The 23525-nt window shown below is 45.6% G+C and carries 21 protein-coding genes; 14 read left to right on the top strand and 7 right to left on the bottom strand.

All coding sequences use genetic code 11. The annotated features are described in order from the left end of the window. The first annotated feature begins 17 nt into the window (after positions 1 to 17). Positions 18 to 353, top strand: coding sequence for a DUF3592 domain-containing protein (locus UNH61_RS19980; RefSeq protein ID WP_326993763.1), 336 nt, complete (start codon positions 18 to 20; stop codon positions 351 to 353). A 437-nt stretch (positions 354 to 790) separates the two neighbouring features. On the opposite strand, the gene UNH61_RS19975 is transcribed toward UNH61_RS19980, so the two are convergent. From UNH61_RS19975 to UNH61_RS19965, 3 genes are all read right to left on the bottom strand, one after another. Beyond that, on the bottom strand, positions 791 to 2464 hold the full coding sequence (locus UNH61_RS19975) for a DKNYY domain-containing protein (protein WP_326993762.1): 1674 nt from the start codon (positions 2462 to 2464) through the stop codon (positions 791 to 793). Positions 2465 to 2712: 248 nt separating this feature from the next. Then, positions 2713 to 3276, bottom strand: coding sequence for a DUF4256 domain-containing protein (locus tag UNH61_RS19970; RefSeq protein ID WP_326993761.1), 564 nt, complete (start codon positions 3274 to 3276; stop codon positions 2713 to 2715). 88 nt (positions 3277 to 3364) lie between these two features. After that, positions 3365 to 4162 (bottom strand): alpha/beta hydrolase, encoded by a 798-nt coding sequence (locus UNH61_RS19965; protein ID WP_326993760.1) that lies wholly within the window; start codon positions 4160 to 4162, stop codon positions 3365 to 3367. Between the two features lie 149 nt (positions 4163 to 4311). Here UNH61_RS19965 and UNH61_RS19960 point away from each other — a divergent pair, with 149 nt between their 5' ends. The 4 genes from UNH61_RS19960 (at position 4312) to UNH61_RS19945 (ending at position 9272) form a co-directional block, all read left to right on the top strand. Then, a complete protein-coding gene (locus UNH61_RS19960; protein WP_326993759.1) occupies positions 4312 to 4905 on the top strand; it encodes a sigma-70 family RNA polymerase sigma factor in 594 nt (197 codons plus the stop codon). Positions 4906 to 4976: 71 nt separating this feature from the next. Then, a complete protein-coding gene (locus UNH61_RS19955) occupies positions 4977 to 6128 on the top strand; it encodes a FecR domain-containing protein (RefSeq protein WP_326993758.1) in 1152 nt (383 codons plus the stop codon). Positions 6129 to 6272: 144 nt separating this feature from the next. Continuing rightward, on the top strand, positions 6273 to 8063 hold the full coding sequence (locus UNH61_RS19950) for a carboxypeptidase-like regulatory domain-containing protein (protein ID WP_326993757.1): 1791 nt from the start codon (positions 6273 to 6275) through the stop codon (positions 8061 to 8063). A gap of 207 nt (positions 8064 to 8270) precedes the next feature. Next, complete coding sequence (locus UNH61_RS19945; RefSeq protein WP_326993756.1) at positions 8271 to 9272, top strand: phosphotransferase; 1002 nt, start codon at positions 8271 to 8273, stop codon at positions 9270 to 9272. Here the strand turns inward: UNH61_RS19945 and UNH61_RS19940 are convergent. Further along, positions 9261 to 9515 carry a hypothetical protein gene (locus UNH61_RS19940; RefSeq protein ID WP_326993755.1) on the bottom strand — a complete coding sequence of 85 codons (255 nt, stop codon included), beginning with the start codon at positions 9513 to 9515 and terminating at the stop codon, positions 9261 to 9263. The two genes, UNH61_RS19945 and UNH61_RS19940, sit on opposite strands and share 12 nt — an antisense overlap. 108 nt (positions 9516 to 9623) lie before the next feature. Beyond that, positions 9624 to 11831 carry an outer membrane beta-barrel family protein gene (locus UNH61_RS19935; protein ID WP_326993754.1) on the bottom strand — a complete coding sequence of 736 codons (2208 nt, stop codon included), beginning with the start codon at positions 11829 to 11831 and terminating at the stop codon, positions 9624 to 9626. Positions 11832 to 12030: 199 nt separating this feature from the next. Here UNH61_RS19935 and UNH61_RS19930 point away from each other — a divergent pair, with 199 nt between their 5' ends. The 6 genes from UNH61_RS19930 (at position 12031) to UNH61_RS19905 (ending at position 15399) form a co-directional block, all read left to right on the top strand. Next, on the top strand, positions 12031 to 13071 hold the full coding sequence (locus UNH61_RS19930; RefSeq protein WP_326993753.1) for a histidine kinase: 1041 nt from the start codon (positions 12031 to 12033) through the stop codon (positions 13069 to 13071). Further along, positions 13064 to 13759 (top strand): LytTR family DNA-binding domain-containing protein, encoded by a 696-nt coding sequence (locus UNH61_RS19925; protein WP_326993752.1) that lies wholly within the window; start codon positions 13064 to 13066, stop codon positions 13757 to 13759. The genes UNH61_RS19930 and UNH61_RS19925 overlap by 8 nt, the downstream gene beginning before the upstream one ends. Positions 13760 to 13829: 70 nt before the next feature. Then, positions 13830 to 14153, top strand: coding sequence for a metalloregulator ArsR/SmtB family transcription factor (locus UNH61_RS19920; RefSeq protein ID WP_326993751.1), 324 nt, complete (start codon positions 13830 to 13832; stop codon positions 14151 to 14153). A gap of 6 nt (positions 14154 to 14159) precedes the next feature. Then, the gene (locus UNH61_RS19915; protein ID WP_326993750.1) at positions 14160 to 14624 is read left to right on the top strand and encodes an SRPBCC domain-containing protein; all 465 of its coding nucleotides are present in this window, start codon (positions 14160 to 14162) and stop codon (positions 14622 to 14624) included. Positions 14625 to 14630: 6 nt separating this feature from the next. Next, the gene (locus UNH61_RS19910; RefSeq protein ID WP_326993749.1) at positions 14631 to 15014 is read left to right on the top strand and encodes a DoxX family protein; all 384 of its coding nucleotides are present in this window, start codon (positions 14631 to 14633) and stop codon (positions 15012 to 15014) included. A 10-nt stretch (positions 15015 to 15024) separates the two neighbouring features. Beyond that, positions 15025 to 15399 (top strand): DUF1801 domain-containing protein, encoded by a 375-nt coding sequence (locus UNH61_RS19905; protein WP_326993748.1) that lies wholly within the window; start codon positions 15025 to 15027, stop codon positions 15397 to 15399. Between the two features lies 1 nt (position 15400). On the opposite strand, the gene UNH61_RS19900 is transcribed toward UNH61_RS19905, so the two are convergent. Both UNH61_RS19900 and UNH61_RS19895 read right to left on the bottom strand, forming a co-directional pair. Then, positions 15401 to 17776, bottom strand: coding sequence for an ABC transporter permease (locus UNH61_RS19900; RefSeq protein ID WP_326993747.1), 2376 nt, complete (start codon positions 17774 to 17776; stop codon positions 15401 to 15403). A 156-nt stretch (positions 17777 to 17932) separates the two neighbouring features. Beyond that, entirely contained in the window at positions 17933 to 18811 is an 879-nt protein-coding gene (locus tag UNH61_RS19895; RefSeq protein ID WP_326993746.1) for a winged helix-turn-helix domain-containing protein, read from the bottom strand. 92 nt (positions 18812 to 18903) lie between these two features. Here UNH61_RS19895 and UNH61_RS19890 point away from each other — a divergent pair, with 92 nt between their 5' ends. From UNH61_RS19890 to UNH61_RS19880, 3 genes are all read left to right on the top strand, one after another. Then, positions 18904 to 19323, top strand: a complete 420-nt coding sequence (locus tag UNH61_RS19890) for a DoxX family protein (protein ID WP_326993745.1) — start codon at positions 18904 to 18906, stop codon at positions 19321 to 19323. Positions 19324 to 19453: 130 nt separating this feature from the next. Further along, entirely contained in the window at positions 19454 to 20689 is a 1236-nt protein-coding gene (locus UNH61_RS19885) for a 6-bladed beta-propeller (RefSeq protein WP_339070267.1), read from the top strand. Continuing rightward, positions 20686 to 23517: a hypothetical protein gene (locus UNH61_RS19880; protein WP_326993743.1), complete on the top strand. Its 2832-nt coding sequence runs from the start codon at positions 20686 to 20688 to the stop codon at positions 23515 to 23517. Before UNH61_RS19885 ends, UNH61_RS19880 begins: the two co-directional genes overlap by 4 nt. Positions 23518 to 23525 lie beyond the last annotated feature (8 nt).

Below are 23525 nucleotides of genomic sequence, written 5' to 3'. Positions count from 1 at the left end.
AAAAAAGAATAATAACCATGGAAAAATCTAAAACTGTTATCTATCTTATTGTAGTGGTGGTCATTATTTCAGTGGCTTATACCGCCTGGAATTTTATCAGCCAGCAACCCGATAAAAAGAAATACAAAAACTATCAACCTGTAACCGCTACTATAACAGATAAAATGGCGGGAAGAATAAGCAGGTATGGCGCGAAGCCAACCCGCTATCATATTACATTCAAAACTAAAGACGGACAGGAACATACTGCAACCAATATAGAACTGGGAGCCAATATGAATCCCGGGGATACTGTTACGGTATATTATAACCCCGCTAACCCCGACGATGAGGTAGTGCCGTCATTACCTTAAAGACTAACCGCACTCAGTACCTCACTGGCCAACACTTTATTAGCGATGTCATTTTCATCGTTATAATAACCCGCGGTTATCACCACTTCCAGATCCAACGCAGAAGATTGGGGTGAATATGTAGATGTTTCAGGAGATCGTATGGGTAGTGTTTTTAGAAGCAAAATAGTATCGGTTTTGGCGCTCGCTGAAACTGGATAAGGTATAGGATCCTTAGAGGATGATATGAGGATAATCTGAGGATGAGTATATGAGGGGTATAGGATGGATGCTCAATTGATTGGGAAATAGTGAGTTGTACACATTTGGAAATGTATGCGACATTGATGAGAAATGTAATTTCGATAGTATTTTAACATTAGGTATACACGGAGGACATGACCGTAATCGACAATTACAAGATATATCGACAATAATTCAAAGTATTTTCTCGCTTTTTATTTCATCTCAAATTCGATTTTGGTATCAGCTGTCTTCCAGTTGTCGGGTAGCGTACGCCCCAGATGCCGGATAGATACACCGTTGGATAGGATGGCCAGCCAGTAGCCTTCCGCGTTGAGGAAAAGCAGGTAGTTAGAAACCGGTGAACGATCAAGGCCGCAGCCCTTCCGGTAGCCGGCAAAAATACCCAGGAACTCCAGTCCATCGCTCTTTATCATTCTTGTGGTGCCGTAATAGATATAGTTTTTGTCTGTCAGGAATCCATTAACATCTTTTGCAGTAGCCGCATCGATACCATTTAGGATCGTTAGCCCAACTGCCTGGCTGTACTGGTAAACATGATGAGTGTCTTTATAATAACTATTTACTACGTGAACAAAGGAGGTTGCATCTGCACCGGTTTCTTTATTATTCCACATAATTTTATCCGCGGCTTTATATAACAGGTACTCATACTGCTGCTGCTTTTCGGTTATTTTGTCGCCTGTTTTGTTAAGAGAGAGTTTATTTTCACGGGCAAGTGTTATTTGTTGTTGAGATAAGTTACTGTATAGTACTTTATCCCAGGGATCATAAGCCTGATTTTCGTATATAATGTACCTGGAATCGTTTGTGATAAAGGTGTTTTTATCTGATACATCTTTTTGATATCGGAAGGGGAATTTTTTATTGATTACCTGTTGCTTTCTTTCTATGTATTCTCTTTCATAAACACCACGTTTATCATAGCAGAAGTCCGAATGAGGAAGCATTCCAAAGGTAGCTGCGTCGAAGTCAGGTTCGGGGTCGCCGTCTCTGCTCCATATAGTAAAGCCATCCGAAATGTAGGCCCGGTTAACCTGTTCCCATACTTTCACATTTTTTAAATGCTGCTTTTTTACAGGCAAAACTTTATCATAGTAGTAAGCATGGTGCTGATCCGCAGCATAACTGGCTGACAGCCGCCTCAGGGTAGCGGCATCTATACCGGGCAATGGTTTAAAATCTCTCGTTAGTACGGTTGTTGTGGTTTTAAAAAGCCGGTCGTTGACAGGTATAATGGCTTCGCCCTGGTAAGTAGTTACTTTACCATCCATATAACTGTGATGTTTATCGTAAATGAAATTATCGCAGGATACAGATGCACTGGCTGCATCGGAGCCATCAATTTTTTTGTCGAAGTAATACAGATAATTTTTGTCCTTGAAATAATCGCCATTCAGGCATCTGACTGCCTGGAAACTGGCCACATCCCCAACAGGGATCTTTTCCAGATTCTTATACACAGCATCCCTGGTTTTCCATAGTATCTGTATGTTTTTATAGTCATTGTTCCTGCCTACGATCATAAAGCCGGTAGTATCTGCAGCAATGAAGGTACCCCTGAAGTATACCCCGTTTTTGTCTAATGCAAAGAAACCGCCTTCGTTATAAGCAGGCAGGTGAAAGCTGTTCATATCCGGGTAGAGATATTTCCGGGTATGGCAGTTTTCATAGATAACGTAGTTTTTGTTGAAGAGATAAATGTCCCGGTCGAAATAAGGGCAGTTGCCGGATACTACCTGAAGACTGGTATCTACCGCTGCATCTTTTACATGAACAGTAGGCAATAAAGGGCGGTGCTGGGCGCTGGAAGCAAGTGGAAGTGACATTAGCAGGTAACAAAGTTTTGTGATTATTCGTATAGTCATTTATGATAATGTTTTGGATTCACACGAGGTCGTTTAACAGCAGGATGCTTTTTTAGGTGTTTCTCCATAAAACTTTTTTTGAGGGCCACTATAAAAGGAAAGCTATAGGCAGCCTTTACCGGTATCATAGTGGGTGGGGAATTACGAGGGTGCTATCAGTGTATAACATGGAGGGTTCATTATCCTTTATAGCTACCGGGAAGTATTTCGTAGTTAAAAATACTTCCCGGTAGCTATCAGGTCTTATACTATACCTTTAAAGAACCGCGAAAGCCTCTGACGGCATAATAAGAAGAAGCGCCATTATGATAAAAGAAGACGTGGTCGTAACGGCGATCGCCAAACAACGCGCCGCCAAGTTTTCTGATAGCCGCAGGTGTTTGTACCCAGCTGGATGTTTTAGTATCGAATTTTCCCAGTTGTTGCAACTCCCGGTATTGTTCTTCGGTTAAAAGCTCAATGCCCATGGCAGCGGCCATATCGATGGCATTATTGGCGGGTTTCGCTGTTTTCCTGGCATCCAGTGCTTCCCGGTCGTAACAGGCATTTCTCCGGCCTGCAGGTGTTTCAGGTGAGCAATCGTAGAAGATATACTCGCCGGCTTTGCTGTCGTATCCAACAACGTCCGGCTCGCCACCGGTAGTCTCCATTTCGTGGAGCGATGAGAGCTTTTCGGGGCTCGCCGTTAGCCTGGTCTGCACTTTCGCCCATTCAATACCTTTATGACGGCTCACGTTTTTTTCAAAACGGACCTGCAATACTTTAAGCAATTCGGTTTGTTGCGCTGATGACAGCTTTTTTTTAGTGGTCATATATCTCGGTTGAGGAAGTGTAGGTTTATCATTCTGGAAGTCCTTACAAATGTAAACCAGTTAAAGGATTGTACAAAAGCTATAGCACTTAAAATGACTGCCCGGCCAGGAAATGCGCTACTGCCATCAAAACAAGTTCGGGAGCTTCCTTATGCGGTGTATGTCCAACTCCGGGAATAATATAACTGGTAGCACTTCCGCTCACCTGGCTAATGGTTTGCGTTACCTGCGCCAGTGTTCCATATTCGTCGGCTTCGCCCTGGATAAACAAAAGCGGGCAGGTGATACCCGGTAGCAGATGTTCGATGTTCCAGTTCCTGAAGTCGTCCCGGGTCCAGGTAAGCGTCCAGGCTTTAAAAAGGGTGTCTGTTTTATTACCATGATATCTGGCCAGCCGCTGCTGCAGATCTGTAGTTCCATAGGCTTCCATGGCCTCGCGTATACCCTTCAGCGTTATATCTTCCACAAAAATATGCGCTGCCTCTGCCATAACGGCCCTGATCCTGTCCGGATACCTGGAAGCTGCTATCAAAGCAATAGATCCGCCATCGCTGTGTCCGAACAGCAGGGCGTTGTCTATTTCAAGCAACGTCAGTAAGCTGTTCAACACAGCTGCTTCCTGTTCCATATAATTGTTGGTTCGCTCATAACCAGGCATTGGAACCGATTCACCATATCCCAGTCTGTCGTACACCAACACATTACATTGCACTGCCTCAGATAACTGCAAAGGGAAATCCCGCCAAAGTTGTATGCAGCCCAAACTATCGTGCAGCAGAATGATTGTTGGACGGTCTTTATAATGATGATAGGATACTGTGTACAGCAGCTGGTCATCGACGTTGATGAAGCCCGTTGTTTTTTCAATCCCCTCTGAATTAAACATCTGTTTAAGGTACTATTATAACTGCTATAGATAAAAATAAAACTAAATGTATGATAATTTGCCAACTAACAATACGAAGAAAGTATTGGAGAAACGTGTTTTTTAAATTTATCTTCGTAATATCGAGGTGCGCATAATTTTTGTTAATATTGTCAGTCAACCAGGAATATAACGAAGCATCCCTGCTACAGAGGGTTGCTGCGGATGATGAACAAGCCTACAGGCATCTTTTCGACCTTCACTGGAACCGTATCCATCAATTAGCCTTGTCATTCCTTAAACATCCTGAAGAAGCGCGGGATGCAGTACAACTTGTGTTTATCAGGTTGTGGGAAAAGAGGCGGTATCTGAGGGAGGTGGAAGATTTTGATGCATGGCTGTTCATCATGGCGCGGAATACGATTATGAACCAACTCAGCCGAAAAGCAGCCGAAGTAATTATTCCGGCTGATGAGTTGTCATTGGAAGATGAACTGACTCCGGAAGCGTTGATGGAATACAAGCAAACTGTCATGATGATTCAGGAAGCAATAACCCGATTATCGCCCCAGCAATCATTAATATTTAAACTCAGCCGGGAACAAGGCCTTACCCATGCCCAGATAGCCCACCAGCTGAATATTGCGCCGGCTACTGTAAAGAGCCATATTATCAGAGCGCTTCAAACAGTAAGGACGTACGTTCGTGAGCGGGGTGGCCACGCTTTGCTGGTCATCTGGCTGCTGACGGAAATAAAAAGGTGAAAAGAATTTTCAGAGCACTGCACCTGTTTCTTTTTTTTAGTGTCTTTATAGTATAAGCTATACTATTTGTTATGTCAGCACCTGAACAGTTTCAGCAATTGATGGACAAATACCTGACCAATACCATCACCACCCATGAAAAACGGCAGTTGTTTGGTATGATCAGGGAAGGCATTTATTTGCCGCAGCTGGAGGAAATGATGGAAGAAGCCTGGGAGGAGCCGGCAGAGGATGGGGAAGACCTGGCATTGCGGGAGCAGATATTTGAGCAGATAAAAGAACATCAGGGAAAGGTGCGGCGATGGAGGGTATGGCGGCGCACTGCGGCTGCAGCAGCTGTTTTGCTGTTGATGGTAGCAGCGGGATATATTTTCTTATTCCGGACAGAGTCAGTTCATGGCCCGGCAAGCCTGGCCGCCATTCAGCCCGGAAGCAGCAAGGCCGTACTGGTACTGGCGGATAACTCGCAGCTAACGCTGGACAGCGGAGGGCATCGCGTACTCAACCAGGGAGCAGCTGTTGTATCACAACAGGAAGGGCAGCTGGTATACACCGCTGGTGATCCGTTGACCGATGTAAGCTATAATACGCTGCAAACCGGACGTGGCGGACAATTCAGTCTGGTTCTGCCCGATGGTACGAAGGTGTGGGTGAATGCTGCTTCATCGGTAAGGTATCCTACTGTTTTTCCGGATAAAGAAAGACGTATTGATGTTACCGGGGAAGTATACCTGGAGGTAAAGCAGGATGCAAGACCATTTGTTGTATCTACACCATATGAGATGTTGCAGGTGTTGGGAACGAAATTCAACATCAATGCTTATGAGGATGAAGCAGCTACCCTGACTACACTGCTTTCCGGAAAGGTGAAGGTGGAGAACCGTAATGCAGTGGCTGTGATACTGCAGCCGGGGCAGGAATCGGAAGTAGCGCACAAGCCCTCAGCTGTAATACCTGTGCGGGCCGCAGATACAGAACAGGCCATCGCCTGGAAGAATGGTTATTTCAATTTCGATAACGAAAGGTTGGATGTGATATTACGTTTATTGTCGAGATGGTATGATATGAAATTTGAAGCAGATGATGCAGTAGCTGCGCTGCGATTCAGCGCAATCATGGAACGCTCGTCATCATTGGAGAACGTGTTGTCTGCTCTTTCAGCAACCGGAGCAGTGGAATTTTCCCTAAAGAATAATCGTATTAAAGCCCGGTTAGCTAAATAACAAATTTGTTGCAGATACTGAACAAAGACTGCCCTTACGGCGGAGGGAATTGCTTTGCCTGTACCTGAATCACCAGAATCTATAGTTTAAATATTGACGCAGCTTGTGTGAATCAGGTAAAAGTCAGCAACCAACCATTATTGTATGATGCGGTTCCGTATTGCTTTGTTATTGGCATTTTGTATGCTGGGATCGGCCTGCTATGCGCAGATGACTATGTCGGAAAAGGGAGTTACGTTTCCTCAATTCTTTAAAGAGATCATGAAACAAACGACTTACAAGTTCATTTACAATAACAACATGTTGCCACGTGACTGGCGCTTTGATGTTAATGTAAAAAATACTCCCGTGCCGCTTGTACTGGATACCTATTTGAGGCCGGCTCAGCTGACTTATGAGATCCGGCCGAATAACGAAATCGTGATCCAACAGCTAAAGAAGGAAATGCCGGCGCCTGTTCAGGCACCGGCCCAACACAACCAAATAGAGGGTCAAGTGGTTGATGACAATGGGCGCCCGCTCCCGGGCGCCACTATTGCTGTAAAAGGTACTCATATAGGCGTATTGTCCGGTGCTTCAGGAAATTTCAACCTGCAGCTGCCAGACACAAAGGACGCGGTAATTGTTTCATTCGTTGGTTACAGACCGCAGGAATTGGCGCCCTGGACTGGTAGTAAGACCATACAGTTGCAGACATTGCCTACAGCTGTGAAGGAAGTTACCATTACCACAGGTATGTTTAACGGAAACAGAACTACTTTCTCGGGGGCGGTATCTTCCTTCACGGGCAAGGATTTCTATTTCAATCTTACTGTAAGTGCACCCAGCTATGAGGGGTGGCTATTGTTGTGTGATATGGAAAATGGAAATAGCCGGTTGGATATAATATCTCATCGTGGCAATGCCGATACGGTTTATACCGATATTCTTAAAATAATGTCATCAGCTTATATCGCTACAGGGATACCCGCATTTGTAGAAACGGGGTATTCAATGTACCCCAGCCCACCAGCCAATGGTACAGTGGCTATTTACGTTGGCACCAGTAAGAATGCAGTAGCACTTGGGCCGGATACGCTGGAATATAATCCCAGCTATGATCTGGGAATGGCTATGAACCCGGCGCCACCGGTCACAAACTGGGCTGGCTCGCAGTTCTATCTGGGTGTGTACGGTGGATTGCTGTATGCGGATAAGAATGTATATCATTTCGACCAGGGGTACATTGAAGGTCCTGTTAACAACAAAACAGATGGTACGCCATTTACGCCATCCCGCTGGGCGGCGATCAACAAATCCAGTTGGGTGCCCACGGGCGTATTATACGACACAGATAAAGGCGCCTTTTACCGTTATCCCGGCTCCGGAACCAGCTGTGTTCCTTTTAATAATGGAACCCTTTTCGATTTTAATACAGGCAAGGATCTGCTGTATATGGAGTATGTACCGTTCAATAGTGGGGAAGTGTTCGCCGTATTGCAGGACCATACCAATGGTAAAAAATTTCTCGCACGTTTTACCTTTAAAGGCCAGCAAAATTATTATGGAGAAATCGTAGGGGAGGGAATCGCCGGTGCTACGCAATTTGCCGCAAGTCCGGATAAGGGTTATCTTTTTTATTGTGTTGGAGGAAAAGTCTATGAATATGACGCCGTTGCCAATCGTAGTATACTCATGAAAGATTACGGCAACAGGTCGATTTCCCTTATGAAGTTCCAGCGTTTTAATTCTATTAGTGATTTCAATCTCAATGCTGTAAGATATATCGCTCTTTCCCGGAAACTGGTGGTATGCACCTATATGAAGGGGGCTCCCGCCACCTCGGGCATGATGGATATTTATGATGTGCCCGATATTAATGCGCCATTGCAGTTATACCAGTCTTTTTCAGGCGGTATCGGGAAAGTGGTGAGTATGGCGTATAGAGACCGATAGTATGATTCAATAGGCCACTGTCACAGTGGTTCACTTTGAACCGCAATATAAAGATGGTACACTAGATTTTGTTTTCATGAATTGAGCAATAAGAGCTGCTTTTCGAGGCGGCTCTTTTTATTTTCAACGAAGCCGTTTTAGCGTTCCAACGCAGATCTGGCAGAAAGCGTAAGCATAATGCGTAGATTATTATCGTATCTTCATCACATGAAAACTGTTTTCCCTGCAAGCTATTCCACGCTTTGCCCTGTAGCCCTCTCCTCATTGATCGCTAAAAAATATAGCCTGGAAAATGTAAATGGCAAACTCCTGGTCAGGGGAGTAGGAGATACTTACCTGATAACTTCCTCCAAAGGCCGTTTTATTCTTCGGGTCTATCGTTCTACCCACCGGAGCTTACCGCATATAAGTGCAGAAGTAGCATTGCTACAGGCGCTGAAGAAAGCCGGTGTATCAGTATCTTATCCCATTCCTGATATCTCCGGAGATCCTGTTCAGCAACTGGAAGCCATAGAAGGAACACGACATGCCGTTTTATTCAGCTACGCCCCCGGTAAGGTCGTAAGAGCGCTCAGTGAAAACCAGCTTCGCGCATTGGGCCAGGAAATGGCACGTTTTCACAATGTGTCATCATCTGTTCAACTAAACGAAACCCGCTGGGATTTTGACCTCGAAACCACGCTTTTCGAACCCTTGAAAATGCTGAAGCCCGCCTTCGCAGAGGATCCCGAAGGGTACAACTGGCTGCAGCAGGCCGCAAAACAGGCCGCAGAAAAGCTCTCACAACTAAATACGGCGGAATTCTCCAAAGGATATTGTCATTTCGACTTCCTACCCAAGAACTTTCACTTTGAAGACGACTCCGTCACATTTTTCGACTTTGACTTTATGGGCTACGGCTGGCTCGTGAATGACATCATGACCTTTTACCTGCATCTTACATTGGATGTATTTAACGGACGGATGACGCAACAGACTGCCGACAACGACTATGCGATTTTCCTGGATGCATATCGCCAGTGCCGGCCGGTAAGCGAGGAAGAATTAGCTGCAGTACCTTACCTGATCCTGGGGTTCTGGTTATTTTACATGGGCTTTCATACCACCCACGATCAGTTTTATGCCTTTATTCAGCCTGCTCATTTAAAAGGCATTACAGGATTATTAAAACACCTGGCAGGTACTTATTGGGAGCCCTCAGCACTCTGAATAATCCGAACGGAAAATACCATTCACCGCAACAATATCGCCCAGCCGAAAGGTACTTTCTCCATTGATTTGTATCATATCATCAGCAATAGTGGTACCAGGGCTGATGGCGGTAATTTTGCCGGATACTCTCGATAATCCCTCGTGATCCACCAGTAATCCTGCGGTTGTGCTTTCTTGCTGAAGACTGGTCAGAAAGGCTTTCAGCTCTTCATGTGTTCCAAAAGTTTGTCGTTGATCCATCTGCTTATTTTTTGAATACCCAAAGCTAAGATTATTTAATTTTTCGGGAGATGTAAATAAAGCGCTGCACCAGACGCAACACAGCCGGGATGGCTTCGCCTGTAATGGCTAATCCGTTCTCTTACTCTCGTCGTCAGCACTGCCGCTACGATGATTCCGGCTTCTGCTATTGGTTGGCTTCCCGAACCGGCAATTAAAGGAAACGCCCACCCGCCGGTTATCGTTTTGCCGGGAATAAAATGATATGGCATTGTCGATACCTGTTGTAACTCCATGCGGACGCATGGTATTGAAAATGTCATCTGCCTTTAACCTGATAGTTGCTTTATCCTTTAACAGGATCCTTTGTACACCGGCACTAATGTTATACACCGCACTGCTACGGTTTTGCGCCCAGGTTTGTGCTCCGGGGAAGAAGCCCGTTAATTCAGCACTCCAGCCCTTTCCGAATTTGAATTGATGATATACTTCCACCTCATGCAGGTTGGTAACACGATGGATACTGATCCCCGGAAGGTCGCCATTGTTGTAAAAAAATACATTCAGCAGATGCAGATTCAGCGCCCACCACCTGGCCGGAGAAAGCGACACGTCTGCCACCAGGCCCAGGAACCTGTTATCCATGAAATTCTCCGGCCGGGAAACAAATACATCGCCATAAGCCCTGGTGATGGTATACAGGCCATTGTTGCCTCCGCCGTAGTCGACGGTAAAACTGAAATAGTGCTTGTAGGTATACATCAGCTCTATATATTGGTTATAACTGGCGGTCAGGCTCGGATTCCCGGCATTGTACGAATACCTGTTAACATAAAATACAAAAGGATTTAACTGCTGATAATTAGGCCTGGAGATCCTTTTACTGTATCTGAAGAATAGCATGTGATGGCCGCCGGAGTCGAGTTTATATGAGAGATACAAACTGGGAAAGAGTGCATTATACGATCTGCGGAAGGAGGTATCAGAAAACACCGGGTTACCCGGCTGATGGCTTTTAGCTATCGTGTTTTCTATCCGCAGCCCGCCCTGAACGGCCCAGCGCGTCCATTCTTTCTTCCCGCTCATATACGCGGCATTGATGTTTTCTATATAGCGGAAATGATTGCTCCTGGCGTAATCGGGCAACTTGATACTGCCCGCTTCGTTGTACCAGTTAAACAGGTTGTCGGTAACAACATAACTCGATTTGATCCCCGCCTCGAACTTCAGCTGATGCGCCAGTGGAAGCGTGTAATCCGCCTTTCCGGAATAGATATGTATCTGTATGGGTTTTTCGAAATTAAACAGGCTGTCGCTGACAGGCTTGCCATCAGGAAGATAAACCGCGTTCGGCGAAACCTGGCTCGAGCCGGAATAGTAGTGCAGGTAGTCAACATCAGCGGTTACCGTCTGGCCGGTACTATCGAACTTATGCAGGAAGTTCAGGTTCAGCCCTGCTTTCTTCCAGTCATATTTCCCGCTGGTATACCCGCTGGCAATGGTGTCAGGGCGCATATCACTACTGTACTGATGGCTGTTGTATCCCAGCCAGTCGGTTTTCGGATTTATATTTCCGGTGAATACCGCCCCCACAACCGTTTTCGGAGTAACAAAATAATCCATTCCCATTCGGGCATTCCAGCTGTCGTAACCAGACTGGTACCGGTTATGTAAAAGTACGGTGCGCAATGGTGCGCCATCAGGCCCGTAAAAGTACCTGGCATTGGTTTCATCGTAGTAATTATGTTCACCGGAATAACTGAGGTTGCCGGATAGATTCACTTTTTGTGTTTTGAAATTGACATTCAGGGCGTCGTTTGTTCGTGCATATACCCACTGGGTATATCCCAGGTTAATATTGCCATCTAATCCCATCGCCCTGTTTTTTTTCAGCACTATATTGATGATGGCGCCTCCGGCTGCGTCGTATTTGGCAGGCGGGTTGGAAATGAGCTCTATCCTGTCGGCCAGGCTGGCCGGAAGCGATCTCAGATATGCGCCTAATGCAGCGGCAGAAAGATAGGTAGGTTTATCATCGATCAATACGAGCACATTATGCCTGCCGTTAAGACTGATCCCGTCATTTAAGTCTACGCTCACTCCCGGGCTTTTGGCAAGTGCTTCCAGCAGATTGCTGCCGGCTGCAGTAATCATCGCTTCGATATTTACAATGGTACGGTCGATGTGATGCTCTACCAGCGGTTTTCTGGCGCTTACCGTCACTTCCTTTAACTGGCGCTTAGCCTGCCCCGATAATTTGCTGCTGTCTTTTTGCGCCAGGGCCGGATATCCCGGCAGCATGGATAGTAGCAGCCATAAAAGCAGTCCTGATCTCATAGATTGCGCTTTTTCCGGTAAATTTGGTAAAGCCTCCGGCGCCGGCAAAAAGAGGGGGCCGGATAGTGGTGTTGAGGTGGCAGCGGGTTATCCGGAGGGGATCTGATATTTCGTCACCGTTTTTAGGGTATCCGTCACCGTTTGGGTATTATCTGTAGGAAATGGAATATCCGCATGGGGATTTGCCGAATTTTATGATATGTTCACCATTCAGCAACTGATCAACGGAAAAATATGGAAGCGCCACCTGGTTTTTACGGTGGCTGTACTGGGTATGCTGGCCCTTTGGGCGTATCTGTTTTATGCGGGAGGATTTCATTTTAATAGTATAGGCCCCGCCGTGGCTAATGGCCTTTTCTTCATGGCATATATCTACGCCGGCCGGTGGTTATGCGGGCGCTATTATCTGAAAGGACAACTGTTGCCGTTTGTAGTTTATTCGCTGCTGGTAGCTGCTGCATTGCTATGTGTGGATTTTGTAACAATCAAATACCTGCTGGGCTATCGTCATGCCGAATTTTTAGAATTGCTATATGGTTCCGTACCTTTTTTCTCAGCCGGACTGATCACAGGAATATTACTCAAACTCATACGGGTATCAATGGAGCGGGAATTAAGAGAAGCAAAGGCTAAAGCAGCGCAAAAGGAAAGCGAATTCGGACTGCTGCAGGCGCAGTTAAGCCCTCATTTTCTGTTCAACGTACTCAATAACCTATACGGTATCTCCATAGATCAACCTGAAAGGGTACCGCAGCTGTTGTTAAAACTATCGCATCTGCTGCGCTATTCAGTTTACGGAGCAAGGAAAACTTTTGTGCCGCTGAAAGACGAGCTGGAATATATCAACACCTATATAGCGTTCCAGCAGATCAGGATGAGCGACCGGCTGGTGCTGAAAACAGATACTCCCCGTATAGCCGATACCGGTATACAGATTGCTCCACTGGTATTAATCGTTTTTGTTGAAAATGCATTTAAACATGCAGGGAATACCACCGGACAACAGGTTTACATAGATCTGGCATTGACACTGGACGATAATTTCATTTGCATGGAAGTAACTAATTCTTATCAGCAAAATGCGCCGGTAAGCGAATTGCCGGACGATAATTCAGGGGTGGGTCTTGCTAATACTATCAAAAGGCTTAATCTCCTGTACAATAATAATTATACACTCAGGCAATACGCACAGCACGACCGCTATTTTACCGAATTGAAACTCAGTATAAAATATGCATGAAACGATTACCTGTATCATCGTAGACGACGAGCCCACGGCCAGGTCTATCATCCGCAGTTATTGCGGGCATCTGTCTTTCCTGCGTATACTGGGCGAATTCGGGAATGCCCTCGAGGCAAAATCGTTTCTGTCAACACACCCAACTGACCTGGCTTTCCTCGATATCAATATGCCGGTATTGAGTGGCATCAGCTTTATCAATACGCTGAAAAACGCACCACTCGTAGTTTTTACCACCGCTTACCAGGAGTATGCAGTAAACGCCTTTGACCTGGCGGCAGTGGATTACCTGCTCAAACCGTTTTCCCTCGAACGATTTATCGTGGCGGTTGATAAGGTAAAAGAAAAATTAAATCCCGCTGTCAAAGAAGACGAAACTAAATCCCTTTTTATCAGGAGCGAGGGGAATATTTATCAGTTGACCTACGGCGATTGCCTGTATGTAGAAGCACAGGGAAACTACACCAAAGTAGTTACAAACGGAGCCACCTACCTCACTAAAATGCCATTTTCCACTTTTACGGATACACTACCGGCAGGCATTTTTCTGCGGGTTCACCGTTCATTTGTTGTCAACAAAAACAAAATCAGTCACCTCTCCGGTGGAAGAATATTTGTGGGAACATATGAAATCCCGGTAGCAGCCAGCTACCGGCAGGATTTATTTAAAGCTATCGGCCTGGAGTAATGCTATTACCCAAAAATAAATTTGTGTAGTTAAATGACTACGCATATATTTGTAGTCAAATGGCTACACAATGAATTTGAGAAGAGATGTATTTCAGGCAATAGCTGACCCTACAAGACGGGCCATACTCTTGCTGGTGGCTTCACAAGCCATGACAGCCGGAGCCATAGCCGCCAATTTCAACACAGCAAGGCCTACCGTTTCAAAGCACCTGCAGATACTCACCGAATGTGAACTATTGGCACAAACGCAGAATGGCAGGGAAATTTACTATCACATTAATGCAAAAAAAATGAAAGAAGTAGATGACTTTATTGAGCCATTCCGCAAGATGTGGGATGACCGGTTTAATGCACTGGAAGCAATCATGAAAACCTACAAAACAAAAAAATAAACAAACATGGAACTAAAAACCAAAGTCAACGCCGAAGACGGCAAACTGGAAGTAGTGATTACCAGGGAGTTTGAACTGCCTGTGGAATTGCTTTTCAGAGCGCATGTTGAAGCAGGCATCATCGAACAATGGATGGGTACAAAAGTGCTGAAGCTGGAAGCACAAAGGCATGGTAGCTATCAGTTTGAAACAACTGATCATAAAGGCAACAAGTATCCTTTCAGCGGGGTTATCCATGATTTTATCCCTGATAAGAAGATCGTACGGACTTTCGAAATGGAAACTGCCAATACAGGGGTACAACTGGAGTTCTATGAATTTGAAGCACTGACTGACGATACCAGCAAACTTAGTATGCATGTTTTATATGATTCTCTTGAGCACAGGGATCAGATTTTGAAGATGGGAATGCCGATGGGTATTAACATGGCACACAATCGTATTCAGGAAGTAGCGGGCAAATTAAAATAATCTGACATGACAAAAAGAAATAAGATCATCTATTGGATCGCCACGCTCTGGATGGCGCTGGGAATGACTTCTACCGGAATCGTCCAGATATTCAAAATGAAAAGTGAATCAGATTTTATGACTGGTTTGGGTTATCCCGGTTATTTTATGACCATCATAGGCGTCTGGAAAATACTGGGAGTAATTGCTATATTGATTCCCAGATTCCTTTTGCTGAAAGAATGGGCATACGCAGGTTTTTTCTTTGTCATGTCGGGCGCACTATTTTCTCATATTGCAATCGGCAGCCCGGCAAAAGATATATTTCCCTGCATATTGTTGCTTACGCTGACGGCGGTTTCCTGGTACTTCCGGCCGGTGGAAAGAAAGGTGATATTAGCTAATCAATAAATGTAGCAAGATGAATCCTAAGATAGATGCCTTTTTAAGTCGCGCTCCGCAGTGGCAGAAAGAAATGACAAAGTTGAGGGCTATCCTGCTCGACTGCGGGCTGACCGAGGAAATGAAATGGGGCAAGCCCTGTTATACTGATCAGGGCAGGAACATCGTAGTAGTGCAGGGCTTTAAGGAATACTGCGCCTTGCTGTTTCTCAAAGGCTACCTGTTAGCTGATCCTGACGGTATCCTCGTGAAAATGGGAGAGAATACGAAAATTGGCCGGCAGGTGCGTTTCACCGACAGTCGCCGCATCACTGAGCTGCGGGCAATACTGAAGGCATATGTCTATGAAGCTGTGGAGGTGGAAAGATCCGGCGTGAAAGGAACCACGGCTTAAGCTACTCTGAGCGTAAGCTCTGTACGGGATTAACCAGCGCTGCTTTAATCGCCTGGAAGCTGATAGTGATCAATGCGATGATCAGCGCTCCGGTTCCTGCAACGAGGAAAAACCACCAGTGCAATGGAATCCGGTAAGCAAAGGCCGCCAGCCACCGGGTCATTACCCAGGCCGCGAGCGGAAAGGCGATCAGGCCGGCGATGGCAACCGGTAAGAGAAATTCCCCGGCCAGTAACCGCACGATACCGGCAACACTGGCGCCCAGTACCTTGCGTACTCCGATCTCCTTGAAGCGGCGCTGCGCCGTATAAGCCGATAAACCGAAAAGCCCCAGACAGGATACAAGGATGGATAGGAGAGAAAATACGTTGATCAACCGGCCCATATGTTGTTCGGCAACATACAACCTCGACAAATCCTGGTCTACGAATCCATAGGTAAAAGGATAGCCCTGATAAACGCTGCCAAACGATTTTTGCACCAATGGTAATATGGCTTTCAGCGTGGCGGGTGTGGTACGCACCACTACGTATAGATTTCCCCGTGACCAGTCTTTCATCAGCAACAAAGGATCCACCGGCTGATGTATCGGCTTGAAATTAAAATCTCTCAACACCCCGATAATAGTGCCTACGTGGCCGGAGTAGGTGATGGTTTTGCCCAGGGCAGCAGTTGGGGTAAGGCCCATTGTTTTCAGCGCCGTTTCGTTGACGAGATAGTTATGTTCATCTCCGGCAAAATCTTTCGAAAAATACCTTCCGGCAATCAGGTGCATGCCAAATGCACTGATCAGGTGCTCATCGCCGCCCAATAAGGAAAAAACCACCTGACGGCCTGGTTGCTGACCAGCCCAGTGCACGTCTACATCTCCACTGGTAAGATTGGTGGGCAAATCGCTCACTATAGTATGATCTGTAATGCCCGGATAACGGCTCAGGGTTTCGTCGATCAGCCTGGCACTTTTCTGCATGTCTCCCATTTGCGGAATAGGGATATACAGCAGGTTCTCTTTGTTATAACCAATATCACGGTGATGGATAAACTGTAATTGCTGATTAACGACAATGGTGCCGATGATCAGCACAATAGAGATAGTGAACTGCAACACCACCAATCCATTCCGGAAATAAGACTTTCCGGGATGAAATGTCTTCATGCCCTTGAGTACATTTACCGGTTTAAAGGAAGATAAAACCAGGGCGGGATAACCTCCGGCCAGCAGCCCCACAACAACAGTGATGGCCAATAACCAGGCTATCCTGCTGCCGGAGAGGAACAGGAGGTTCACTTCTTTACCGGTTATGTCGTTGAAAACCGGCAATATCAGCCAGACCAGAACAAGACTCAGCACCAGCGCAGTAAAGCACAGGAGCAATGATTCTGCCAGGAACTGTAATGCCAGCTGGTAGCGCTGGGCCCCGATCGTTTTACGCAAGCCCACTTCTTTGGCCCGCGCACCGGAAATGGCAGTAGCCAGGTTCATGAAATTAATACAACCAATCACCAGTATAATTAGCGCTACCCACGAAAAGATATGTACATACTGAATATTTCCCTGGCCCGCAACATCCATGATGTAATGGGAGCGCAAATGGATATCAGTCAACGGTTGCAGCTCGAACGTGGCTTCCACCTGGGGAGTATGCTTTTTATATACAGCCAGGACCTTTTGCTGCAATTGCTGTATTTTCCCCGGTGCATCTGCCGCATTTTTCCGGAGCTTAAGAAAGGTGAAATAAGTAAAGTTATTCCAGAAGCTGTTGTCGTTTCTTTCCTTTTCTTCCCTTACCGACATGGGTAACAGGAAATCGAACTGCAGATGGGAATTGCGGGGAATATTCTTTAATACGCCGGTGACCATAAAAGAACCCTGATTATCCAGCATCATCATTTTCCCCAGGGGATCGTCGTTGCCAAAGTATTTTGCAGCAGCCCGTTCTGTCAGCAGAATGCCGTCTTTCCGGGATAATGCTTCCTGCGGAGAGCCCTTCACCAAAGGATAGTTGAATACCTGCAGGAAATTGGAATCTGCGTAGCCGATCCCGGTTTCGCTGAACTGACGATCGCGGTACGACAGTACTTTCTGGTCAGCCGGTGTAAAGCGTGCTGCCGCCAGCACTTCGGGCAGCTCTTCCTGCAAGGCCGGGCCAAAAGCGAAAGGAGCAGTGGCGGCTTCTTTACCTGCGCCCCTTACAATGACCCGGTAAATATCCTCCGCGTCGGCATTAAACCGGTCGTAGCTCAACTCATCCTGCACCCACAGAAAAATGAGTATGGCACTGCTCATACCCAGGGTCAGCCCCAGGATATTAAGGGCGGAGAATAATTTGTGATGTCGCAGGCTGCGCCAGGCAGTTTTGAAGTAGTTGCTCAACATACGAAAGCAGTTTTTGTGGGTGCAGGCGGTACTAAGACCTGTGGGCGGGGCGCAAGAAGGATGCCATACCGGAAATGCACGGAAATCAGCGTGGATGCCGGCAGAGAGGGGAGCGGGGTGTCCGGTTTTATGACAGCGACTGTCCGATATCGGTCATTAAAGGTCTGCTATAGTCAGGCTATAGCCCTTGCCATGAACGTTCTTAATATTTATGGAGGCATCTTTCCCGAGCTTTCTGCGGAGCTTCGAAACATACATATCCAGGCTGCGGCCGGTAATGACGCCTTCGTCTTCCCAACCTTCTTTCAGTAATAAGTTACGGTCAATAACCTGGTTCAATTGCCGGGCGAAAATGCTCAGCAGGGTTTGTTCTTTGGCTGTCAGTGCGATGGTTTCTGCACCATAGGTTAATTTCCCTTTTACCGGGAAAAACATATAATCCCCAATGGCAACGCCTGGCGTGGTATCCGTTTGTACCGGGATAACGGATATGGGGGAACGTTTCTTTTGATAAACAAGATAGCCAATGCTGCCTGCAATGATGATGAGCAAACCGTAAACGAGTAATGAATAGAGCTGTTGCTGCTGACTGGCTGCTATGACACCTGGCAGCTGAATAGTGATGATATAACTGTCTGCCGGCATATTCCTGCCAATACAGGGCACAGTGCCTTTTGCCGCATCTTCACTGGTAAACCCGTACACAATCTGTGGCGAGCCCGCCTTCATCACACTCAATGTATAAGGCGCAGTCAGTGGTTTGCTTTTCATGATCCTTTCTGTGATGTTCAACAGGGAATCAGGTACAAATGGAAAGGGTTTTTCAAACGAGATCTGATAAGCACCCTCCGTAATTTCTTTTACAGGCAGTACGATGGAGGTGCTGTCGCCGGCAGCCAGCAGCAACTCGTGACCAATATGCCGTAACTGGATGACTTTACGGTTATCTTGTTCGGAGGGCAGCGCTTCAGCGATGCCGGAACCCGTGGCAATCAGCAACAGAATAGAAAGGAGTGGCCTATGTAAATACCGCACAGTAAAAGATTTACAGTTCAATTTACATCTTTTTACACATGTTTACCACTAAGGTATTTGTGCCCGTTTATTTTTGAGTCAAATGATTTTCTATGATAAAAAAATTGCTGATCTCCCCGGTTAATGTAGAAAACGGATTAGTATTTATCCGCGTAATGGCCGGCTTATTGATCTTTGTTCATGGCTTAGGTATTTTTAGTCAGGGCCATATGGAGGGAAACATTGCCTGGCTTACCGACCTCCATTTTCCTGCCCCGGTATTGATGGCCTATCTGGGGAAAGGAACAGAGCTGGCAGGAGGGATATTACTGATCCTGGGATTGCTGACCCGGCCAGTAGCCCTTGCCCTGGTCATCAACATGAGCGTCATTACCTTTATGATGGGCTCGGGAAAGATTTTTGAAGACGATCAGCCGCCGTTTTTGTTCCTGGTATTGTTTCTGTTTTTGCTGGTAACAGGTGGAGGAAAGTATAGCCTCGATAAATGGCTGTTTGATAAGATACCCGGTTGAAGTTGCTTATCGTGACGGAAATAAATCTAGCGTTTATGTGGGAATAATCGGTGGCATTTAATTAAATTCACTGGATGACTATATTCTGAATACTAGATAAATTTATGATTCCCGATATGAGAAAATACCCATGAGAATCTGTCTGGTAAATACGATTTCCACACTTATATTGATGGTAAGTATAACCTGCCATGCGCAGCAGGAAGGTATTACGCTGAGAATAGATCCTGAGGCAGCAATAGGTGCTACTACCTCAAAGCTATTTACAGCCATAGATTATATACCACTGGAAACGAATAAGGAGAGCTTATTCGGAAAAATCGATCAATTGTATGTGACTGATGAGTATTACATCATCCTGGACATGGATACCAATGCCGTTTTATTTTTCCTAAAGGACGGAAAATTCCATTCAAAAATTAACTGCGGCCGGAAAACCGATGAAGTAAAAGCACATTTTTTTACTGTCGACAATACCAACCGGATGATCAAAATTGGTTATAATTTCAACAAAGTAAAAGTATTCAGCTTTGATGGAAATTTGATGAGGAATTATGAAGATACTACCGGCGCTTACTATTTCTATCAACTGTCAGGCAATACCCTTCTTTCTTATAATATCAACTATAGCTACAAGAAAAACAGGCAGGATTCAGTTGATTACGAATTGAAATTTTATTCGGATGGCAACCTCTCCGGCAAGGCATTTCAATATGCGAACTACAACAGGATGATCTGTAATGAAGACCTTACATCTGTGGCAGGGGGCTTCTTTTTCGATACCGGGAACCCCGATAACGTTACGTTGATCCGGTACTATGGATATGATATTTACGCGGTCAGCAAAGATAGCATTCGCAGGAAGTATACTTTCGTATTTCCACAGCAACGATCGCTCCCGCGCGACTTTAAATATGCTCCGGACTATTATGGAAAGCGATTTGCCTATATAAAGAATACCAGCGGCGTTATTTTTACGGTGTCGCATTTCTTTCAGTTAGGCGGGCTGTTGTTTTTTAAACTGAATACGCTGAATGGAAGCGCTTCTTATATCTATGATCTTCATTCCGCAGCCCTGATCGCAGTGGATCATATTGCAAGCGACGCTGATAATGGTTACCTGCCCGTAACGATGAATGGTAATTACAGCACCGCTAATTTCATTACGTATAGTTTTCTTACAACTGACGGCGTAAATATATATGCGAGTGTGTCGTCCCGGGAGATGTTTGACGCCAGAGATGCTGCCAGTAACAGGGGCGTCAGGTATAACGATCGCATACAGGCATATTTCAGCAATAGTTCGGCCCGGAGTAATCCTGTTATTATTAAACTAAAGCCCAATCCCGGATATCCTTTAAAGTGAAGCATTTCATTTACCTGTTTTTGTTGACTGTTATGCAGGCAGCAGCCCAGCAGAAAGACAGCACCCGGGTTGGGGTTGTAACAGGCGCGGTACGCGATTCAGTACATGATTATGCCTTACAACTGGCTACTGTAGCAGTTTATAGTGTAAATGACAGTTCGCTCATTAATTATCAGCTGTCGGGCAACCTGGGAGAATTCAGTTTTAAGGAGCTGCCTGTTGGTGTGCTATTAAAGCTCATAGTGAGTTTTATGGGATATGATCCGGTAGAAAAGCATTTTAAAATATCCGCCACAGAGAAGCGGCTCAACTTTGGTAACCTGATCCTCAACAAGCATGAACAGGTATTAAAAGACATAGTGGTAAAAGGAGATATTCCTCCTGTCAGGATGAACGGGGATACACTGGAGTTTAACGCCGATGCCTTCAAACTCGCCCCCAATGCGGTGGCAGAAGATCTGCTGAAAAAACTGCCCGGTGTGGTGATCTGGGGCGATGGTGCTATCACCGTTAACGGCAGAACCGTAAGTAGCGTACTGGTGAACAGAAAGCCTTTCTTTGGCGGCGATACCAGGGTAGCTACACAGAATTTGCCAAAGGATGCCATTGAGAAAGTACAGGTATATCAGCAGCGCAATAACGGCGGAAGCCCGATGGATTCAACTACCCATATCAATATTCAATTGAAGAAAAACAAAAGCATGGGGTATTTCGGCAAGTTGAGTGCAGGATATGGAACTAATGAACGCTATGAGTCAGATGCCAATATCAATTTATTTTCCAAACGGAATCAACTGGGAATCATCGCTGCCAGTAATAATATCAATAAACGGGCAGATGATATGTCGACCCTGTTGCGCAACAGTACCTATAAAGGCGCGACAGACGGAGGGCTGGGGTATCAGACCGATTTTAATCAACAAGGTATTAACCGGTCTAACGTAGCGGGATTTGCATTTCAGCACGACTTTATTCCGGAACCTAATGCTTATAATGATAGCAGGTTGAATGTGGACTACCTGATCGGAAATAATAACAGCACAACATTAAATAACACGGAAACGCTTACAACGATCAGTGAAGATAGTATGCAACTGCGGCAACAGGCTATGAATGTGACCACAGATGCCACTACTCAGCAGCTGAATGCGAAATATAACAGGCATAAGGATAATATTACATTTTATACCAACGCAGGCTTTCAGTCGGAAGATAGTCGCAATAAAAGCGGGCAGCTAAGTAAGCTCTTCAACAACGCGAAATACCCGGTAAGCAGTAATGAAATAAATAACGATGAGCAGCGGAACAACCGGAATATCAATATAGAAACAGGTATTGTAAGGAAAGATAATGGTTATTACCGGGGGCCACGGGATTTTACGATCAGGAATACATTTACCTATAGCACCCGCCGGAATAATCTTCTCAGAAACAGCTCGTTTGTTTCTGTGGCTGATCCTGCCCAGGATACGCTTTACAACAGGCAGTATAACAACAGGAATAATGAGATCAACGAAGCCCTTTTTATAGAATGGGGGAATTTTTCCAGGAGTATTTTCGGCTCCCGTGGCTTCGCAAGGGGATTATCAATGAATATACAGAATAGCTTTCAGATCAGCCACAACAGCCGGTATAATGAAGCCGGCGATATACAATCCGGGCATCTGGTTACTAATGCCTATTTGTCGGGCAAAAGCGATGCGCTGATCATAAACGAACAACCTGCACTGAATATCGGAAAACATCTTTCCTGGCACCTCTCTGGCCGTTATTCAAGAGACCTGTCTGCTAATCTCATTGCGCAGGCGCAGTTTTATTATCTGCAGAATACCTCTGATCACAGCTTTCAGCAGATCGCCAACCGGTATCAATATTTTGTTCCGGCGGCCAGCATCCGGTATAGCAATATCCAGTCCGGCATATTCGTGGAAAGCTATAACCTCGGATTTAAGATCAGCAAAGACTATCCCTCCGTTGATCAGCTGGTACCACTGGTTGATAGCTCAGATCAATATTACCTGCGCCTGGGAAACGCAGGCCTGAAGCCTGCCGACAGAAAGGAAATAACTTTTTCGTGGAGGCGTAATAGCTTCGCAAACAGGAAGTCATTTAACTATTATGTAAATATCACAGGCGGGATGATCAGCAATGCGCTTTCGGATAGCAGTGTGATAGATAAGCTGGGCCGGAGCGCCTACTATACAGTTAATATGGATGGTAACCGGTATTTAAATCTGCGGGGCGAATTGAACAGCGCATTTAAATTCTCTGGTCAACAGATCCAGGTGTTTATGTCTTCTTTGTTTAATATCTCCCGAATGCCATCCTATGTTAACAATATCAGGAATTGGTCGGACAATATCAGGAATACCAGCACGGTGAGCTTGTATTATACCAGTGAAGACAATATTACCCTGGATCTGAAGCAACAGCATACTTTTTACCGTTCCGCTCAAACAGGCGCCAACAGTACCATTTTCAGGAGTTATATTCAATCAACAGAGGCAGGCGGGAGTTTTGTTTTAAAAAGACTAACACTGGGAACCAACCTTATTTATAACTACACCTCGGCCTCCGGATCCCGCTCCCATCATTTTACTGTATGGAACCTCAATGCCTCGTATCGCATGTTGAAGGCCAATAATCTGGAGTTCAAAGTAGTAGCCATGGATTTACTACACCAGAATATGGGAATAATCAGTTATGGCAATAATAATACCCTGACCACCGGAACAATGAATACTTTGAAGCAATATTTTTTATTTACTATCGCCTGGTATCCGAGGAAATTTGGCAAGGGGAATAATGCTCCGGCGACCGGGGATTAAGCCGGCAG

The sequence above is a fragment of the Chitinophaga sp. 180180018-3 genome, from assembly GCF_037893185.1.
Classification (GTDB): Bacteria; Bacteroidota; Bacteroidia; order Chitinophagales; family Chitinophagaceae; genus Chitinophaga.
Note: the sequence above shows the minus strand (reverse complement) of the source record. Positions and strands in the feature narration are given on the sequence as shown.

Bases quoted from the DNA above. Each gene is read 5' to 3' on its own strand.
- UNH61_RS19980 (WP_326993763.1), top strand. From the start codon at position 18: ATGGAAAAATCTAAAACTGTTATCTATCTTATTGTAGTGGTGGTCATT.
- UNH61_RS19975 (WP_326993762.1), bottom strand. From the start codon at position 2,464: ATGACTATACGAATAATCACAAAACTTTGTTACCTGCTAATGTCACTT.
- UNH61_RS19970 (WP_326993761.1), bottom strand. From the start codon at position 3,276: ATGACCACTAAAAAAAAGCTGTCATCAGCGCAACAAACCGAATTGCTT.
- UNH61_RS19965 (WP_326993760.1), bottom strand. From the start codon at position 4,162: ATGTTTAATTCAGAGGGGATTGAAAAAACAACGGGCTTCATCAACGTC.
- UNH61_RS19955 (WP_326993758.1), top strand. From the start codon at position 4,977: ATGTCAGCACCTGAACAGTTTCAGCAATTGATGGACAAATACCTGACC.
- UNH61_RS19950 (WP_326993757.1), top strand. From the start codon at position 6,273: ATGATGCGGTTCCGTATTGCTTTGTTATTGGCATTTTGTATGCTGGGA.
- UNH61_RS19945 (WP_326993756.1), top strand. From the start codon at position 8,271: ATGAAAACTGTTTTCCCTGCAAGCTATTCCACGCTTTGCCCTGTAGCC.
- UNH61_RS19940 (WP_326993755.1), bottom strand. From the start codon at position 9,515: ATGGATCAACGACAAACTTTTGGAACACATGAAGAGCTGAAAGCCTTT.
- UNH61_RS19935 (WP_326993754.1), bottom strand. From the start codon at position 11,831: ATGAGATCAGGACTGCTTTTATGGCTGCTACTATCCATGCTGCCGGGA.
- UNH61_RS19930 (WP_326993753.1), top strand. From the start codon at position 12,031: ATGTTCACCATTCAGCAACTGATCAACGGAAAAATATGGAAGCGCCAC.
- UNH61_RS19925 (WP_326993752.1), top strand. From the start codon at position 13,064: ATGCATGAAACGATTACCTGTATCATCGTAGACGACGAGCCCACGGCC.
- UNH61_RS19920 (WP_326993751.1), top strand. From the start codon at position 13,830: ATGAATTTGAGAAGAGATGTATTTCAGGCAATAGCTGACCCTACAAGA.
- UNH61_RS19915 (WP_326993750.1), top strand. From the start codon at position 14,160: ATGGAACTAAAAACCAAAGTCAACGCCGAAGACGGCAAACTGGAAGTA.
- UNH61_RS19910 (WP_326993749.1), top strand. From the start codon at position 14,631: ATGACAAAAAGAAATAAGATCATCTATTGGATCGCCACGCTCTGGATG.
- UNH61_RS19905 (WP_326993748.1), top strand. From the start codon at position 15,025: ATGAATCCTAAGATAGATGCCTTTTTAAGTCGCGCTCCGCAGTGGCAG.
- UNH61_RS19900 (WP_326993747.1), bottom strand. From the start codon at position 17,776: ATGTTGAGCAACTACTTCAAAACTGCCTGGCGCAGCCTGCGACATCAC.
- UNH61_RS19890 (WP_326993745.1), top strand. From the start codon at position 18,904: ATGATAAAAAAATTGCTGATCTCCCCGGTTAATGTAGAAAACGGATTA.
- UNH61_RS19885 (WP_339070267.1), top strand. From the start codon at position 19,454: ATGAGAATCTGTCTGGTAAATACGATTTCCACACTTATATTGATGGTA.